Annotated in this window: 17 protein-coding genes and 1 pseudogene; 9 read left to right on the top strand and 9 right to left on the bottom strand. The window is 67.3% G+C overall.

Annotated features, from left to right (window positions below):
- Positions 1-8 precede the first annotated feature (8 nt).
- Together ABZ803_RS07100 and ABZ803_RS07105 are read right to left on the bottom strand one after the other, a co-directional pair.
- Positions 9-221 (bottom strand): DUF397 domain-containing protein, encoded by a 213-nt coding sequence (locus ABZ803_RS07100; protein ID WP_357033869.1) that lies wholly within the window; start codon positions 219-221, stop codon positions 9-11.
- Positions 218-1,099 carry a helix-turn-helix transcriptional regulator gene (locus tag ABZ803_RS07105; RefSeq protein ID WP_357033871.1) on the bottom strand — a complete coding sequence of 294 codons (882 nt, stop codon included), beginning with the start codon at positions 1,097-1,099 and terminating at the stop codon, positions 218-220. The genes ABZ803_RS07100 and ABZ803_RS07105 overlap by 4 nt, the downstream gene beginning before the upstream one ends.
- Before the next feature lie 250 nt (positions 1,100-1,349).
- On the opposite strand from ABZ803_RS07105, the gene ABZ803_RS07110 reads away from it, so the two are divergent.
- Positions 1,350-1,811, top strand: coding sequence for a DNA-directed RNA polymerase subunit beta (locus ABZ803_RS07110; protein ID WP_357033873.1), 462 nt, complete (start codon positions 1,350-1,352; stop codon positions 1,809-1,811).
- On the top strand, positions 1,808-2,230 hold the full coding sequence (locus ABZ803_RS07115) for a DUF4254 domain-containing protein (protein ID WP_357033875.1): 423 nt from the start codon (positions 1,808-1,810) through the stop codon (positions 2,228-2,230). The genes ABZ803_RS07110 and ABZ803_RS07115 overlap by 4 nt, the downstream gene beginning before the upstream one ends.
- A 17-nt stretch (positions 2,231-2,247) precedes the next feature.
- Here the strand turns inward: ABZ803_RS07115 and ABZ803_RS07120 are convergent, their stop codons facing one another.
- Entirely contained in the window at positions 2,248-2,745 is a 498-nt protein-coding gene (locus ABZ803_RS07120; RefSeq protein ID WP_084499217.1) for a peroxynitrite isomerase, read from the bottom strand.
- Between the two features lie 178 nt (positions 2,746-2,923).
- Here ABZ803_RS07120 and ABZ803_RS07125 point away from each other — a divergent pair, with 178 nt between their 5' ends.
- On the top strand, positions 2,924-4,216 hold the full coding sequence (locus tag ABZ803_RS07125; protein WP_357034345.1) for a TIGR03118 family protein: 1,293 nt from the start codon (positions 2,924-2,926) through the stop codon (positions 4,214-4,216).
- Between the two features lie 48 nt (positions 4,217-4,264).
- Here ABZ803_RS07125 and ABZ803_RS07130 read toward each other — a convergent pair whose 3' ends face one another.
- The 3 genes from ABZ803_RS07130 to ABZ803_RS07140 all read right to left on the bottom strand — a co-directional run bounded on the left by ABZ803_RS07130 (position 4,265) and on the right by ABZ803_RS07140 (position 6,630).
- Complete coding sequence (locus tag ABZ803_RS07130; RefSeq protein WP_357033877.1) at positions 4,265-4,765, bottom strand: hypothetical protein; 501 nt, start codon at positions 4,763-4,765, stop codon at positions 4,265-4,267.
- 286 nt (positions 4,766-5,051) lie between these two features.
- Complete coding sequence (locus ABZ803_RS07135; RefSeq protein ID WP_357033879.1) at positions 5,052-6,107, bottom strand: MerR family transcriptional regulator; 1,056 nt, start codon at positions 6,105-6,107, stop codon at positions 5,052-5,054.
- A 172-nt stretch (positions 6,108-6,279) separates the two neighbouring features.
- Positions 6,280-6,630, bottom strand: coding sequence for a helix-turn-helix domain-containing protein (locus ABZ803_RS07140; protein WP_357033881.1), 351 nt, complete (start codon positions 6,628-6,630; stop codon positions 6,280-6,282).
- Between the two features lie 64 nt (positions 6,631-6,694).
- On the opposite strand from ABZ803_RS07140, the pseudogene ABZ803_RS07145 reads away from it, so the two are divergent.
- The 3 genes and pseudogenes from ABZ803_RS07145 (at position 6,695) to ABZ803_RS07155 (ending at position 9,173) form a co-directional block, all read left to right on the top strand.
- Positions 6,695-7,459: pseudogene (locus ABZ803_RS07145) on the top strand (SDR family oxidoreductase).
- Between the two features lie 62 nt (positions 7,460-7,521).
- Positions 7,522-8,460, top strand: coding sequence for a phosphotransferase (locus ABZ803_RS07150; RefSeq protein WP_357033883.1), 939 nt, complete (start codon positions 7,522-7,524; stop codon positions 8,458-8,460).
- Between the two features lie 260 nt (positions 8,461-8,720).
- Positions 8,721-9,173, top strand: a complete 453-nt coding sequence (locus ABZ803_RS07155; protein WP_357033885.1) for a DUF4254 domain-containing protein — start codon at positions 8,721-8,723, stop codon at positions 9,171-9,173.
- Here the strand turns inward: ABZ803_RS07155 and ABZ803_RS07160 are convergent, their stop codons facing one another.
- The 3 genes from ABZ803_RS07160 to ABZ803_RS07170 form a co-directional block, all read right to left on the bottom strand.
- Complete coding sequence (locus ABZ803_RS07160; RefSeq protein WP_357033887.1) at positions 9,174-9,668, bottom strand: hypothetical protein; 495 nt, start codon at positions 9,666-9,668, stop codon at positions 9,174-9,176.
- Positions 9,669-9,760: 92 nt separating this feature from the next.
- Positions 9,761-11,149, bottom strand: coding sequence for an APC family permease (locus ABZ803_RS07165; RefSeq protein WP_357033889.1), 1,389 nt, complete (start codon positions 11,147-11,149; stop codon positions 9,761-9,763).
- Between the two features lie 98 nt (positions 11,150-11,247).
- The gene (locus ABZ803_RS07170; RefSeq protein WP_040868182.1) at positions 11,248-12,117 is read right to left on the bottom strand and encodes a helix-turn-helix transcriptional regulator; all 870 of its coding nucleotides are present in this window, start codon (positions 12,115-12,117) and stop codon (positions 11,248-11,250) included.
- 568 nt (positions 12,118-12,685) lie between these two features.
- Between ABZ803_RS07170 and ABZ803_RS07175 the strand changes: the two genes are divergently transcribed.
- From ABZ803_RS07175 to ABZ803_RS07185, 3 genes are all read left to right on the top strand, one after another.
- A complete protein-coding gene (locus ABZ803_RS07175; RefSeq protein ID WP_357034346.1) occupies positions 12,686-13,357 on the top strand; it encodes an ANTAR domain-containing protein in 672 nt (223 codons plus the stop codon).
- 286 nt (positions 13,358-13,643) lie between these two features.
- Positions 13,644-14,756, top strand: coding sequence for a terpene synthase family protein (locus ABZ803_RS07180; RefSeq protein ID WP_357033891.1), 1,113 nt, complete (start codon positions 13,644-13,646; stop codon positions 14,754-14,756).
- Positions 14,757-14,873: 117 nt separating this feature from the next.
- A complete protein-coding gene (locus ABZ803_RS07185; RefSeq protein WP_357033893.1) occupies positions 14,874-16,163 on the top strand; it encodes a diguanylate cyclase in 1,290 nt (429 codons plus the stop codon).
- Positions 16,164-16,182: the final 19 nt, after the last annotated feature.

A 16,182-nucleotide genomic window follows, 5' to 3' on the forward strand; every position in this document is an offset into this window, starting at 1 on the left:
AAGCTTCCTCAGGACTCCGACCGATAGCGTCCTCCGCTTGTCACGCGAGTCGTGAACGAGTGCCACTCGCACGTTGTGAATACGAGTGCTGGGCCGGCGGGGTTCTTCGAGTCTCGTACCCCCACCAAGCCTTCACGCAGAAACGCGACCTGCACGCAGTCTCTGTCAGCGCTGCTGTAGCTGCTCTTGAACCAGGTGGCGTCGGATAGGCTGGCGCTCATTCGGCATACTCCTTGGCGATCTCGCGGAGGAGGGCTCGGCTTCTCTCCTGATCGAGGGCCGATCGCAAGAGGTCGGCGAACGCCTGGCGGTGAGCCCGGACCTCGTCAGGCTTCTCAAGATACAGGTCACCGGTGAATCCCTGCATGTAGACGACCGGTGGCTCGGTGAGATGGGCGATCGGGTGCTGCGGGAAGTCGAGAATCACGAACGAGCCGACGTTCAGCCCGGCGTATGCCTCTGCGGCAAGGGGCACCACACGTACCGAAACATTCGGTTGTTCACCGACTCGCACCAGGTGTTCGAGCTGGCCCTCCATGACCGAGTGCCCACCGATCGCCCGGCGCAGCGCGGATTCATCGATGACGGCTTCGAAGCGTACCGGGTCGGAGTCGTTGTTCAAGCGCGATTTCCGCTGCCTGAATGCCTCCATCTTTCGCTCGACCTCCGCCCCGGACATCGCCGCGAAGCGGACCCAGATCAAGGCACGCCGATACTCGTCGGTTTGCAGCAGTCCGGGGAGGAGGGTTGTTTGATAGGAGCCGATGCGTTTGGCTGTCGCCTCCAACTCCACGAAGAGGTTGAAGTCCTCGAGGATGGTGTCATTGAACGCATGCCACCATCCGGTGCGCTTGGTCTCCTCGACCAGGTTGAGCAGGATGGCGGTGCGCTCTTCGGATGCCCCGTATAGCTTGCACAGCCCCTCCACGAACAGGGGATGGAGCCGGACCGGCTGTCCGGTCTCCATCCGCCACAGTGTTTGTTTGCTGACGTCGATCGCGTCGCGGGCGTACTCCGCGCTGATGCCCGCGCTGATCCGCATCGCCCGCAGCTGCCGCCCCAGCATCCGACGGGGCAGGGTGGAACCTGTTGGAGTCACGACGAATCCCTTTCGTAGCCGAACTAGCGGCCGGGTACCTAACTGGAACCTTGTGGCGGGGGGCCTTGGAACCTGGGCGGATTCCGCCCGATTCCACCACTGAGAACGTTCCCGCCCAGCAATTTCCGGTGCTCTACTGATCGCGACCGGTCCGAATCGAAGAAGTGCTGAAACCTTAACCGTCCCAACGGTTACAGGTCCAGCGACCGGGATTTCTCGCGTACCGAACTATGTGAATCGAGGTTGGCGAATGAATCATGCGGCATTCGCGGACACCCCGGCGTCCCGCTGCGCTTTTTACCGCCGCACCTGTGGGCTGCCCGCCGGTATACATCCGGAGATCGGCCGGATCGTGGTGAAGGCGGGTGTGGTGGGCGGGATCACGATGCCCGACGGGCTGGGGCAGTGCGTGCGTGACGACATGCTTTTCCGTGGCAGGCCGCTCGGCCCGGTCATCGCGCATATTCGTTCCCGCCGATGGACCTTTCTGTGCCGGCCCGATCTACCCGACGACATGCGGCTGTTCGCGGCCTTGTTCCGGCTCGATGTCTCGGTCGTGCCGTTCGGCAGCGAAATCGCGCTGCCCTCGCCCGCCGACGCGAGCGACGTATTCCGCCGATGGGTGGTGGCGCCGCGTGACACGTTCCGTCCGTCCGGCCTGGTGATCGTGAATTGCGTGCTGGCCCGCGCGGGCGGGAAAGGCGCGCCGTGAGCGAGGGCTTGCCGACGCGGAGTGAGCTGCTGCGAGCCTGCCGGGAGGGCACGCCGCCGCCGGGACACCCGGTGCTGCTGCGGGCACGCACTCTCGCGGAGCTGCACATGCGCAGGTTGCGCGAGGGAGAGGTACGCGACATCGATGAGCGCCGGACCCGGCTGATCCGGGACGTCGACCGCTGGGTCGAGGTTCGGTTGCCCGCGGCGCGCGGCGGGGCCTATCTGCACACCGAATCGGTCGGCTCGGTGGTCGACCGCCTCGCTCGGCTGAGCGCGTGCGCGTACGCGGCCATGGCCGACGATCAGGAGTGGGACCTGTGGTTCGCCTGGGAGCGGCTGGCCGAGCTGGCGATCGCCTACGAGGATCTGGTCACCGAGTTGAGCAGAGGCCGGCGCCGGTTGCCGAGCGCTTTCTAGCAAGCGCCCGACGAGGTTCAGTTGCGCAGCAGGGTGGCGGCGAGGTGATGTTGCAGTGGTTCGCCGACCGCCGCCATCCGCAGTGTGTAGTCGATGGTGTCGCCGGACAGGCGCAGCGAGCGGCCGAGGGCCGTGACGAGTTTCGCGGTGCTGCTGCGACCGATGGCGGTGGAGTCCAATTCCATGCGCAGTGTGCCGTCCTCGACGGCGAGCGAGCCCTCGCAGATTTCGGTGATCCCGGTGGGATGGGCGAGGATCAATTCGACGCGGTCCGGGCGCGGGCAACGCAGATAGCCGGTCTCGGCGTGCAGCGGCCGGCCGTCGTCGGCGGCGCGGGTCTTCTGCCGGTAGGTGAGGAAGGGGCGGCCGAGATGGCCGAACCGGATTTCCTCGACATAACCGAACGGCTGAATGGTCGGGTATTCCCCCTGCCCGTTGCCGCGCCAGGTGCCGAGCAGCGGAGCGAGCGGAGCGATATCGGGATGGAGAGCAATAGGAGGCTGGGGTTCGACCACGGCGAACAGCCTAACCCGACCTCGTTCAACCGTTCGGGTACTCCCGAATTTGCTCCACGCTAAGGTTAGCTTCGCCTTATCACCAATGTGGTGTGGTCGGAAAGGAAACAAGAAGTTGAACGGACGTTGGAATGAGTCGCACCGTGGCGGTCTGCCTCGGTCGCGGACCCGGAGTGGTCTGCTGCGCGCGTCGGCGCTCGGTGTCGCCTTGATCGTGGCGGCGGGCTGCTCGGACTCGAAGTCGGACGACGTGCCCGCGCTCGACGGCAACAAATACGTCCAGACCAATCTCGCGGCCAATAGCGCGGAGTACAAGGCGCAGTTCACTTTTCCCGACCTGGTGAACGCCTGGGGGCTGGCCGACCGGCCCAAGGGCGCCGGTGGGCACTTCTGGGTCGGTGCGGGCGGTAAATCGTTCCAGTTCGTCGGCGATGTGACCAAGTCCTCGGACGGGAAGGTGCAGAAGCTCTTCCAGGACGATTTGAAGATCGTCACCATTCCCGGCGCCGATGCCGACACTTCGGACAAGAGCGTGGGCAAGACCACCGGCGTGGTGTTCAATCCGGCGCCGATCACCTCCGATCTGTTCGTCGTGCGCGATCAGCCGGTGGAGGCGGAAGGTGGGCCGCTGAACGGGTCGGCGCGGTTCATCTTCGCCACCGACTCCGGCAAGATCTCCGCCTGGACCGAGCTGGGCTTCGAGGGCCGGATCGTGCGCCACGACGGGCCCGCGAACCTGGTCTTCGACGGCCAGCCGCAGGGGATGCAGTTCTTCGGTCTCGCGCTCGCCCCGTCCGGTGACAAGCTGCTGGCCGCCGATTTCGGCGCCGATCCGCAGGTCCGGACGTTCGACCGCAACTGGCAGCTGATCCCGACCGCAGGCTTCGCCAACCCGTTCGCGACCGGCGACGCGATCGACCCGGCCGCGCCGGAGAAGGGCAAGAAGGCCAAGCCCGGCGATCCGGCGCCGTTCAACGTCTCGACCGTCGGTAACCGGGTGTTCGTCGCCTACGCCACCACGCAGCCGGACGAGAAGGACGCGGCCGCGTTCGACGCCGGCGAAGAGGATTCGCTGGACAAGGACGAAGAGCAGGACGCGGGCGGCAAGCCGGACAAGGGCAAGCTCGCCGAGTTCGACGCCAACGGCAAGCTGGTGCGCATCATCGACGACGGCAAGCGCCTCAACGCGCCATGGGCGGTGACGATCGCGCCGGACGGGTTCGGGCCGCTCAGCGGCAAACTGCTGGTCGGCAACTTCGGCGGCGCCGGGCACGTGCTGGCCTACGACGACACCACCGGCAAGTTCGCCGACTACCTGCGCGACGCCGACGGCAAGCCGGTCGCCATCGAGGGACTGTGGGCGTTGATGTTCGGCAACGGCGAGAGCCTCGGTGACGCGGACTCGCTGTACTTCACCGCCGGGCCCGACGACGAGAAGGACGGTCTGTTCGGCAAGCTGCGCTTGAAGTAGGTCCGTTCCCGAGCAGCCCGCACCGGATCGGTGCGGGCTGCTCGCGCGTTATCGGCCCCCGGTCGGCGCCGAGTCCCGGCGTTCGGTGCGCCGTTCGCGGATCGCCGACTCGACTTCGTCGACCGCCGTTCGGATCGTCGTGCCGTAGCCGTCGTCGGCGAGCGTGTGCAGACACGCGCGGGCGGCGTCGATTTCGCGCTGCGCGGCATCGAACGAGCCGAGCCTGCGGTAGTCGTCGGCGAGGTTGAGGTGCAGTGACGGGTAGAACGCGGCCACCCGTAGCGATTCGTCGTAGGTCCGCGCGCGATCGTCGGTAAGGCTGTCGGCGGCGTCCAGCGCGCGGATGTCCCAGGTGAGCGCTTCGGCGGCGTCGTCGTACAGGTCGGCGAGATAGTGGGCGAGTGTGCACCGGTGCAGCGGGTCGCCTTGCGGGCCGAGCGCGGCCCACGCGGTGAGCAGAGCGTTCCGCGCGTCGTCCGGACGGCCCTCGCGGCCGAGCGCGACAGCGCTGGTGATGGCGTTCATGGTGGGGTCGGTTGCCGAGTTCATGCGGGTCTCCTTCGGACAGTGTGTGCATGGATGAGGTGGTGCTCGTGGGCGCATCCTGACGGCCGACTCGAGTGCGGGGTGGACGGCAATCGAAGTCGATGACATGCGGCTGCGAATTGGGTGCTTGCGGTCGCTCGACCGAGGGGCCGGGGCTGACGATCAGCGGTAACTGTGCCGGGGACCGCGAGGTGGGAAGACCGATTGCGGCGCCGGTTGACAAGAGATGGTGCGGTTGGGCGTGGTCCGACTGGGGGATGCGGGTGCTCGATGGTCGTCCGCGCGTCTGTCACGGGATGTTGTGGTCGGAGGGACGGACCGGCATAGCCAGGGTGGTCAGGTCTCCGTCGGTCGCGGAGCGCAGGATCACCGGCTGATCGGCCGCGATGATATCGAGCATGAGATCGGGGCCGAGCGCGGTGTGGACGGCGGGCAGCAGCGTCGTGGGGTCGAACGACAGGGTGACTGCGCAGCCGGTGACCGTCCCGGGCAGGCGATGCGCTGCGCCGGGTGCGGACGCCATGATTCCGGCCGGGTGTATCACGAATCGTACTGGCGTATCCGATCTTTCGAGCAAGTCCAGCATCCCGTCCCGGGCGACGATCGCCCTGGTGCGGACCGCGCCCAGCCCCGACAGCACAGCGCGGTGATCCGGAAAGGATTCGTCGATGACACCGAACCGATGTGTGACGCCGTCTCCGGTCAGAATCAGTCCGTCGTCGGCCGGTGCGGCGACGACCTCGTCCATGCCGCGCAGCCGTTCGGCGATCGACTCGAGTCCGTTCGGATCGAGCACTACGGACCATTCGCCGCCGTGCTGCCGCTTAGCCACCACCGTGCGGGTGGATAGACGGTAGCGGTCGGTCGCCGTGAGGGTGACGGCGTTCGCGCCCGCTTCCAGCAGAACGCCCGCCAGCACGGGAATCTCCCGGGTCCGGGCAGCGGCGGTGCGCACCTGCTCGAGCGCCTGCGCCAGCGCCGCGGCGTCGACCGCCACGTGAGCGCCGAGCGACTGTTTGACCGTCGCGGCGACGTGCGCGGCTTCGCGCGCTCTGCGCGTCAGTTCCGCCACGTGACGATCGAGCAGGCGGTGCGCGCGCTCGGCGTCACCGGCGAGAATCTCCGCGATCGCCTCCAGCGGCAGCTCGATCGCCCGCAGCTGCCGGATGAGCGTCGCCCGTTCCCGCTGCGCCTCGGCGTAATAGCGGTATCCGGTCAGCGGGTCGACCCGGGCCGGAACGAGCAGGCCACAGTCGTCGTAGAACCGCAGCGCGCTCGCCGTGAGCCCGCTGGCCCGCGCGAGCACACCGATCGTGATCAACCCCGCGGGCTCCGAACTCGTCACCCGGCCATCATGGAGCCTCAACCAACTCGAAGGTCAACCCCGCCCTCCCGGTGCGACTCACCAGCACACACATTTCGCCGAAAAGTCTCGGGCTCGCATGCGGAGCCAGGCCCGCTGATTCGACCAGCACAATCGCCCTGATTCGTGGACGTTGCGCAGGCGCATGAGCCGCTCAGTCGGTACCGGCGTCGGTCGGAGTCACCCGCCAGCGGCGCGACCAGTCCCAAACCGGCCCCAACGCCGTGCCGAGTTCGATGCCCGCGGTGGTCAATTCATACGACTTGTCGGGATTCTTCGCGATCAGACCTGCGGACTGCAGGTGCTGCAAGCGCACCGACAGCATGCTGGAGGAGCAATTGCCCATGCGTCTGCGCAGTTCGAGGAAGCCGAGGCGATCGGGTTCCAGTTCCCACAGGATGCGCAGGATCCAGCGCTGGCCGAGCATGTCCATGGTGGCCAGCAGCGGCGCGTTCGCCGGGTCGTCCCGGCCGCGCGGCGGCTTGGGTTCGTTTGCGCTTCTCATTTAGAACCAGCATAGTGATTCTGAAATAGAAGCACTGGCCCGGGCCGCCGGGCGGACCGAGAGGGTGACAGTGGACGACACGACCGGACGGCGAATCGTTCTGATCACGGGCGCCTCCCGCGGTATCGGCGCGGAGACCGCCCGGGTGCTCGCGGCTCAGGGCGACCACGTGGTGATCAACTACCGGGAGAAGGCCAAGCGGGCCGACGCGCTGGCGGAGGCGATCCGGCAGGCGGGCGGCAGTGCGTCCACGGCGGGCGCGGACATCGCCGACGCGGATTCGGCAGGCGCGCTGGTCGCCGGGGTGGTCGAGGAGTTCGGCCGGTTGGATGTGCTGATCCTCAACGCCTCCGGTGGGCTGGAGCGCAACGCCTCACCCGGTTACGCGATGGCCCTCAACCGTGACGCGCAGGAACGGCTCGTCCGACTCGCCGTGCCGCATATGCCTTCCGGTTCGCGGATCGTATTCGTGACCAGCCATCAGGCCCACTTCCACGGCCGTAAACCGGTGCCCGCCGACTACGAACCCATCGCCGCCAGCAAGCGCGCCGGCGAGGACGCGCTGCGCGCCATGATCCCGTAACTCTCCGCCGAGGGCATCGCCTTGCACGTCGTCTCCGGCGACATGATCGACGGCACGATCATCGTCCAGCTGCTGGAGCGCCGAAACCCCGACGCGGTCGCCGCGCGCCGCGACCAGGGCACGTTGCCCACCGTCGCGGAGTTCGCCACCGCCGTCGCCCTGGCCACCACCACTTCCGCGGATTCGGGCCACACAACATACATCGGTGGCCAGGACTACCTCGACACCTGCGCGGCCACTTCCTGAGCGGTCGTGCGAAGACGAATAATTCGTTGGCGAGTCGCGGGTAAGGCTCGGACGATGGGTCGATGGTGAATTACCTGGGCACTGCGTCGCGGACCGGGTGGGGCGAGGTGCCGCAGCCGGTGCGACTGGAAGTGGAGCGCCTGCTCGGGGATGTCGTGTGCGCGGCCGTCGATCAGCGCGGCGGGTTCAGCCACGGCGTAGCGGCGCGCGTGCGCACCGTCGGAGGCGAGTCGGCCTTCGTCAAGGCGATCGAGGCGGGAGACGAACTCGCGCAGATGTATCGGCAGGAGGCGCACATCGCGTCGCGTCTGCCCGCGACGGCGCCAGCGCCGCGATGCCGGTTCGTCAGCGAGACAGCGGGGTGGTTCATCGTCGGGTTCGACGATGTCGAAGGGGCGTTTCCCCGACTCGACGAGCCGGAGGAGTTGCAGGACACCCTCGACTTGCTGACGCGACTGGCCGCGGAGCTGACACCGAGCCCGCTGTCGGATGTGCCGACGGTGGCGGACGCCTATGGGCCGCAACTGGTCGGCTGGCGAACGTTCGTCGCCGAGGGGCCGCCCGCGGACCTGGACAGCTGGTCGGTTCGTCACCTGACGGAATTAGCCGCCCTCGAAGCGACCTGGGTGGTGGCCGCGGGAGGAGACACCCTGCTGCACACCGATCTTCGTCCGGACAACCTGCTGCGGCGAGCGGACGGTGCGGTGCTGGCGGTCGATTGGGCGTGGGCCTGCCGGGGCGCCGCGTGGATCGACCTCGTCGCCCTCGCCCCGTCGATCGCGGCGGCGGGTGTCGACCCGGATCCGATCATCGCCGCCCATCCGGTGACCCGCGATGTCGACCCCGCGGCCGTCGATGCCTTCGCCTGTGCGCTCGCCGGCTACTGGGCCGCGGCCTGCCGGAAGCCGGGCCCGCCGCGTTCGCCCTGTTTGCGACAGCATCAATCGGCGTTTGCCCGGCTCGCTCGTGAGTGGCTGGCGTGTCGGATCGGATGGCAATAGTCGCAGGAAAGATGGCTCTATCCTCGAAAAACGCAAGGTCACTGGATGTTTGCCACAGCAGAGGGGCCGGGCGGGGACCGCAAAATCGGGGTGATGGGCGTGTCGCGTGCGCGGAACTCGCCGAATCCGAGGCGGCAGAAGCGACTCTCGGTCACGCTAGGCACATGTGGATGTTCGGGCAGTGCCGGGACACCGGCGAGGCAAGGCATCGAGGACGTGGCCCAGACGCGTCCCTCCTGGTCGGAAGGGGAGTTCCGGAAATGGACCAGGTATCCGAGGCCCGGGTGATTCCCGGCAAAGAACTGCTGCTGGCCGCCTTCCGTGGGTTACCGCACATGGATCATCCGATGCTGGATGCGGCAGGCGAACTGGCTCAGCTGCACCAGACGCGCGAACGCACGCCCGCGAACCGATGCGACAAACTCGACCGGCGCCGGGCGCAACTCGTGCGCGGCATCGACCGCTGGGTCACCCTGGCGACGCCGATCCCGCCGCCCGCGGCTCCCGAGCACGCGGAGACCGTGGGCCGCATGGTGGACCGGCTGGCCATGTTGGCCGCCCAGGCATTCGTCGCGCTCACGCACGCGCCGGAATCGGTCGTCTACGACGCGTGGGTCCGGATCGACGAATTGGCCGACGGCTATCAGGATCTCGTCGACGATCTGCGCGCCGGGGCCAGGCGACTACCCGAGGGGCGCTACGACCGCTGGTAGCTATCGGTTACGCCCGAACAGCCACGACCGTTTGCGCCGGCGCGGCAGGGTCGAGTACACCATGGTCATGTCGGCGAAGACTTCGGCTTCCCGCTCGCGATCGGCGCCGAAATCCGCACGGCCGAGTACGTGTTCGATCGAGTGCGGCGAGATCGAGGGCAGGATGACGGCCAAGGAGGGCGGCAGCGGATCGCCGCGTTCCTGGTCTTTGTGGTGACCGAGCAGCATGTGACCGATCTCGTGCAGGATGACGTGATCGGCGTTGCGGCCGGTCGCCGCGGCGTCGTACACGATGATGTCGTCGTGCTTGCGTGCCACCCACAGGCCGCCTCCGCCGCAGCCCGTGTCGGCCAGCATTGCCTTGGGCACGGGGTGCAGGCTGATCGAACGTCCGCGATGGGCCGCCACCGCAGCCAGATAAGCGGTCAGATTCCACGGGTTGGGGAGGGGCACGGTCCGGGTGGCATCCCCGAAACGGGCTTCCATGCTGGTCATCGGCGCCCACCTTACCTATCGGGCGGCGACTAGTCATCTACGGATTTCCGGCACATCGAGGGAGGTGATCCGCAGCGGCACAAGCCGATCGGTCACTCCGCGGGCGGCTCGCTGTCCAAGGGTTGCGCCCGCATGGCGCGGATGGCCAGGTAGTTCAGGCCCCACAGCGCGATTCCGATGGCCAGCAGCACACCGGCGATGGCGTATTGCGCCGGGTTGCGGTCGGTGAACGGTGTGACCAGAAAGCCACAGCTGAGCGCACCCACGACCGGCAGCGGCGTCGGCGTCTTGAAGTGTTTGTGCGGCACCGGGTCTCGGCGCAACACCAGTACGGCGACGTTGACCACGGTGAACACCGCGAGCAGCAGCAGCGCCGTGGTCCCGCCGAGTTCGGGCACTTCACCGACGAACAGGATCAGCCCGAGCGCGAGCAGCGTGGTGAAGATGATGGCGTTGTAGGGCGTTCGGCGCCGCTCGTGTACTCGGCCGAAGGGCCGGGGCAAGACCCCCTGCCGGGCCATGCCGTAGATCAAGCGGCTGGCCATCAGCATGTTGATCAGCGCCGAATTGGCGACGGCGAACATGGTGATGTAGGCGAAGACGTGAGTCGGGAAGCTCGGCGCGCCGACCTCGACCACCTTCAGCAGGGGCGTGTCGCCTTCACCGAGCTGGTCGGCGGGGACGAGCGCGACCGCGCTGATCGACACCAGAACATAGATCAGCCCGGTGATGAGCAGTCCGGCGAGCAGGACCTTCGGGAAGATGCGGGTGGGCTCCTTGCACTCCTCGGCCATGTTCACCGAGTCCTCGAAACCGACCATCGCGTAGAACGCGAGCGTGGTGGCCACGATGACGCCGCCCACCGCGTTGCGCTCCCCGGTGTCGAACTCGACGATGCGCGAGAAGTCGCCGTCACCCACGCCCAAGGCCCAGCAGCCGATCGCGATGACGATCAGCAGACCGGTCAGCTCCACACAGGTGAGCACCACGTTGAGCTTCACGCCCTCGCTCACACCGCGCAGATTGATCGCCGCCACCACGGCCATGAACAGCAGCGCGATCACCGTCACCGCGGCCCCGCTGCCGAGTTCCAGGTCGAAGGCCTCGGCGAAGTTGGCCGCGAAGGCCCGCGAGGCGGTGGAAGCGGAGGTGATACCCGAACTCATCACCGCGAACGCGACCATGAAGGTGAGGAAGTGGATGCCGAACGCCTTGTGCGTGTACAGGGCGGCGCCTGCGGCGTGCGGATATTTGGTGACCAGCTCGAGATAGCTCAAACCGGTGATGAGCGCGACCAGGAACGCTACGAGGAACGGCACCCACACGGCCCCGCCGACCTCGTTGGCCACCTTGCCGGTCAACGCGTAGATGCCGGTGCCGAGGATGTCGCCGACCACGAACAGCAAGAGCAGCCCCGGCCCCATCACCCGGTTGAGTTCCGGCCCCGATTCCGATGTCGGATTCGCGGTGACTTCGGACATGCGTCCTCCCCTCGGCAGTAAGGGCGAGGGTACCCATTCGGCCGCGGAATAGTCGGTCACCGGGCCGTCCGCCGCCGTGTTTCGCGGGGAGCGGACGCCTACTCCATCCGGTCCATCCGGCGCGCGGCCTCCACGATCATGGCCGCGGAGTCGCGCGGGCTCAGCGCCATAGCCCGCAGCTGATCGAAAATGACGCCGAAACGGCGGATTTCGGTGTGGCCCTCGATCAGCTCGTCGCCCGCGATGCCCTCCACGTAGACCAGTTCGGGATCGGCGGGATCGGGGAAATCCAGCAGGGTGAAGGAGCCCGCCATGCCGGGGTGCGCGCCCGCGTCGAACGGCAGGATCTGCAGGATCACGTTCTTGCGCTTGATCTCTTGCATGAGCCGGTCGAGCTGACCGCGCATCACGGCGGGTCCGCCGACGGTACGACGGATCGCGGCCTCGTCCATGACCACCCACAGCTCGAGCGGGTTCTCCTTGGTCAGGTTGACGGCGCGGTCCATCCTGGCCTTCGCCCTGCTCTCCATGACCGCCGCCTCCAGCTTCGGCATCGAGGTGTCGATCACCGCCGTCGCGTACTCATAGGTCTGCAAAAGCCCTGGGATGATGGAGGTTTGGTAGTGCCGGGCCGACAACGCCTCGGACTCGAAGTTGATGTAGGCGGCGTAGACCTCCGACACGCTGCCCTCGTAGGCGCGCGACATGCCGGGCTTCAGCGCGTCGGACAGGAGCTCCAGTGCATCCTCGCGCTGCTCGTCCGCGATGCGGTAGAGGTCGAGCATCGCCATGAGGGTGCGTCGCTGCGGACGGGCCTGGGCGGTCTCGATCCGGTACAGCGTGGTGACGTTGATGCCGGTCTTCGCGCTGACCTCTTCCTTGCTGAGCTGGGCATTCTCGCGCATCTCGTGCAGCATCGCGGCCAGCCGCCGCAACCGGACGGTCAGTACGGTGCGCTTGCCTGCCATCAGTACAACCCCTTCGGTCTGCGCACTTGCTGGAACGTGTTATGACGTTCGCCCTCGAATGCGGCCTATGTGCAGCGGATCTGTGCCGAGTGTGGGCACAGCAACAGAGACTACCTCCAGTGATCCACGTTATGGTCAGTGTTTTCGCGGGCGCTGCGTTCGGCGGCCGAGATCGAGGGGTGAACCGAACCGGCTACTCGGTTGAGCCGGTGTGCGGATACTCGCGGACCCGCTCCGCGCCGGCATGCGGGCGGCGAGAAGGCCGTGCGGCCGGAAAGCGACCGCCGGATGCCGCCCCCGGCGTCTGCTTCGTCCGCCGGAGGGTGGAGTGGGCTGGTGCGCTGCCTTGCAGGCAAGGCGGCGCTTCCGCGTGGATTCCGGCTCACGGGCGTCACGAACCCGCTATTGCAGCTTAATTGCTATTGCTTTCATAGCTAATCAAACGGGTTCTTCCATGCAGGTAGATAGATCTTTCTGGAGAATGCTGAGAGTTAGCCACAATTTGATTTCATCTCGTGTTCCGGACCGTGGGCCGCGGGCGCCGATGGATAATGGCCGCGTGACGAGGATGGATGACCTCGCGCTGAGAAGCGCCTCCGCGATAGCGAGCGTCATCGCGGGCACGCCGCAGAGCGTGGGCAGCTTCCGCTTCTGGTTCGAGGATCAGCGATGGGAATGGTCGGACGAAGCGGCCGCGATATACGGCTACGCCGCGGGGGAAGCGCAACCCGGTACGGAGTTGCTGCTGGCGCACAAGCACCCCGACGACCGCGCCCTGGTCGCCCAGTCCATCGCCACCGCGGTGCGAACCGGTGAGCCGTTCTGTGGCCGCCACCGCGTCATCGACACCGCAGGGCGAACCCACCACGTCATCGTCGTCGCCGATCGCCTGCTCGACGACCGGGGGCTGGTGGTGGGCACCGCGGGCTACTTCATCGACGTGTCCGGCACCCTCGAGGAGAACCGGCAGGAGATCCTCGACGACACCCTGCCCGAACTGGTCGAATCACGGGCGGTGATCGAGCAGGCCAAGGGCGTGCTCATGGTGGTGTACGGCATCAACGCCGAACAGGCGTTCCGGGTATTGCAGTGGCGCTCCCAGGAAACCAACATCAAGCTGCGAACGCTGGCGCGCCAACTGGTCGGCGAGGTCCCCGCGCTGGGCGGCGGCCCGGCCTCGCAACGAGCCTGCTTCGACCATCTGTTGCTGACCATGCACGACTTGCTCGCGTCGAAGTGAGCGCCCGGTTCGGTGACTGCCGGCCGATAGATCGAGCGTAGGTCGCGCGCCGGGGGACTCCGATCGCTGCCGCGCGTCCGGAACCGGTCACTTGCCTGCATGCGCCACCGCGACCCTCCCGCCGCGGGCCGAACCCGCCGTTTGCCGCGGCGTCGCCGTCGAATGCCCGGCGTCCCAACGCTATCCGGGGCGAGAGCGTTGCGTGATCTTCGCCCTTCGACCGATCCCACTCCCGATAAGTCGGAGACAATTCATTAGAAGTAACCATAGTGGGAGGGAGTCCGTTGTGGTCAGTGAGTACACATCGGCACTCGAGCGGGAAATCCTCGACATGCGCGGGCAACACCAGGTGTTGCTGCGGACCGGGCGGCAGTGGTCGTTGCGCGCGATGTTCGGCACACCCGACTGGGACATCGTCGATTACTGCCGCGACTTCCGGCCCAACCGGTTCGGCGAGCAAGCGTGCGCGGAGGTGGAACGTTTCTGCCGGGAGCACGGCATCTGGCTCGAGCGCGCGGGACCGCACTACAACAGCATGACGCCCTACCTGCACCCCGGCGCCGTCAGCGCCGAGCGGATGACGATCATCGGTCTCTACAACGCGATTCTGTTCTGGCTCAACGACACCGTCGGCCGGGAGAAGTTCGGGCACCTCCGCGACGACGAACAGCGCGAGGCGCGGGTGGCGATCGAGCGGCTGTGCGTGCTCCTGCGCACCCGGTCGGTCCCCGAGGACGCCACCGCTCTGGAGACCTCGACGTCGGCGTTCCTCGCGATGCTGTCCGCCCTCGCTGACCCGGCCTGGCTCGACCGGTTCGTCGAATCCACCATCGAGCACCTGCGGCCCGCGATCCAGGACCAGAACGCCCGGGCTCGCGGCGGGTTGCTCGGCGTCGCGGAGTACATCGATCTGCGCGCACAGGTATCCGGCATGTATCCGGCCATCGCGCTGTGCGAGTTCGGCCGGGACGACTACCTGCCGTGGGAGCGCATCCGGCACGCCGGGCTGGCCGAGGATCTGCACCGGTTGCGGATATTGACCGTCGAGATCGGCGCGCTGATGAATGACGTGTTCTCGTTCGAGAAGGAGTGCATCGTCGATCTGGCGGATTTCAATTTGATCCCGGCGGTCCTGCTGAACCATCCCGGATGGTCACTGGAGGACGCCGTGCAGGGCGCCACCGAGATCGTGCGCGCACGGCTCGCCGAGTTCCGTGAGCTGGGCGCGGTGGCCGCCGAACGGTGCGACCACCTGGCCGCGCAGGATGCCGCCCTGGCGGCGACGGTCTCGACGCATCTCGCCGATCTGGCCGCGTGCGTCCAGGCGACCTGGGTCTGGCAGATCACGACCCTGCGGTATAAAGGCGCGTCGATCTTCAGGGAGAACGGGTTGCAATAATCCCGCTATCTCGCCATTGCTGGGAATGCTTCCAGGCGGCAGTACTCGACGGTCTCGAACATCTGTGGATACGATGCGTCGGGGGCTATCTCCGGCCTGAATGGTGAGGGGGTTGCGGTGGAACAGATCGAACTCGCCAGGATGGCGAACTTGTGGTGGCGCGCCCTGCAGGCCGTCGCCGGTGGGTCCGCGTCGGTACCGGACCCCGAGGTCGTGCTGCTCGGGATGGTCGAGGAGTTGGCTGCCGGCCTGGAGGCCGAACCCTTCGACGCGGGCGTCGGTCTCCGCGTGGGCTCGGCGCTGGTCTCCGCGGGGCTGCTCGGCCCGGCCGTGCCCAGTACGTCCGCCCAGGTCCTGTACGAGCTGGCCGAACACCGGGCGGCTCCGGAGACCGGACGGCGGCTCGCGGCGCTGCTCGCGGCGGTCGGGCAGGGATACGAAGCTCAGGCGCAGGCGCACGAGGAAGCGGTCCGCGAGGCCCGCCGATCCGACGACGCGCGGTTCCGCGTGGTGTTCGACAACGCCGCGATCGCGATCGCCATCGGCGACACCGACGGCACCTTGCTGGACGTCAACCGCGGCTTGGCGGAGATGATCGGGGTGCCGGCGGAAGCCCTGCGCGGGGTGTCCGTCTACGACTTCGCGCACCCCAGCGACCGCGAAGGCATCCGCACGCTGGTGTACGAGAAGCTGGTCCCGGCCGGGCAAGGCACGGTGCGACTGGAACAGCGGATCCGCCGCGCCGACGACAGCTACGGGTGGGCGTCGTTCGCCATCACCTTCGTCAAGGGCGTCGACGGGCAGAGCGATTACCTGCTCGCGGTCGGCGAGGACGTCACCGAGCAGCACCGGATGCGCGAGGAGTTGCACCGGCAGGCCCGGCACGACCCGCTGACCGGGCTGCCGAACCGGCGTCATCTCATCGAACGGATCGACGCGATGATCGCCGACGCCCGCAACGGGGATCGCGCGGGATTGTGTTTCGTCGACATCGACCGCTTCAAACACATCAACGATCGCTACGGCCACGGCACCGGTGACCAGATCTTGACCGCAGTCGCCGGGCGCCTGCAGGACAGTGTGCGTGAATCGGGGTGCCTGGTCGCCCGCATCGGCGGTGACGAGTTCGTCGCGCTGATCCCGCCACCGGCCAGCGATCACCGAGTGGCCACCGTGGCGAACAGGCTGCTCGAGGCGCTTGTCGATCCCATCACGGCGGGCGACCGGCGACTACGCATGTCGATCAGCATCGGCGCGGTCGTCACCGCGGTCGCGGGCGCGGATGCCGAATCGCTGCTCGACGCCGCCGACACCGGCCTCTACCGGGCGAAGGCCGACGGTAAGGGGCGCTGGGTATTGCACATCCTGGACACCGATACCTCACGCGGGCCGCAACCGGTGTTGTGAGCCGCGCGAACGATCCGCC

The sequence above is a fragment of the Nocardia sp. NPDC047648 genome (assembly GCF_040642815.1).
Lineage (GTDB): Bacteria > Actinomycetota > Actinomycetes > Mycobacteriales > Mycobacteriaceae > Nocardia > Nocardia gamkensis.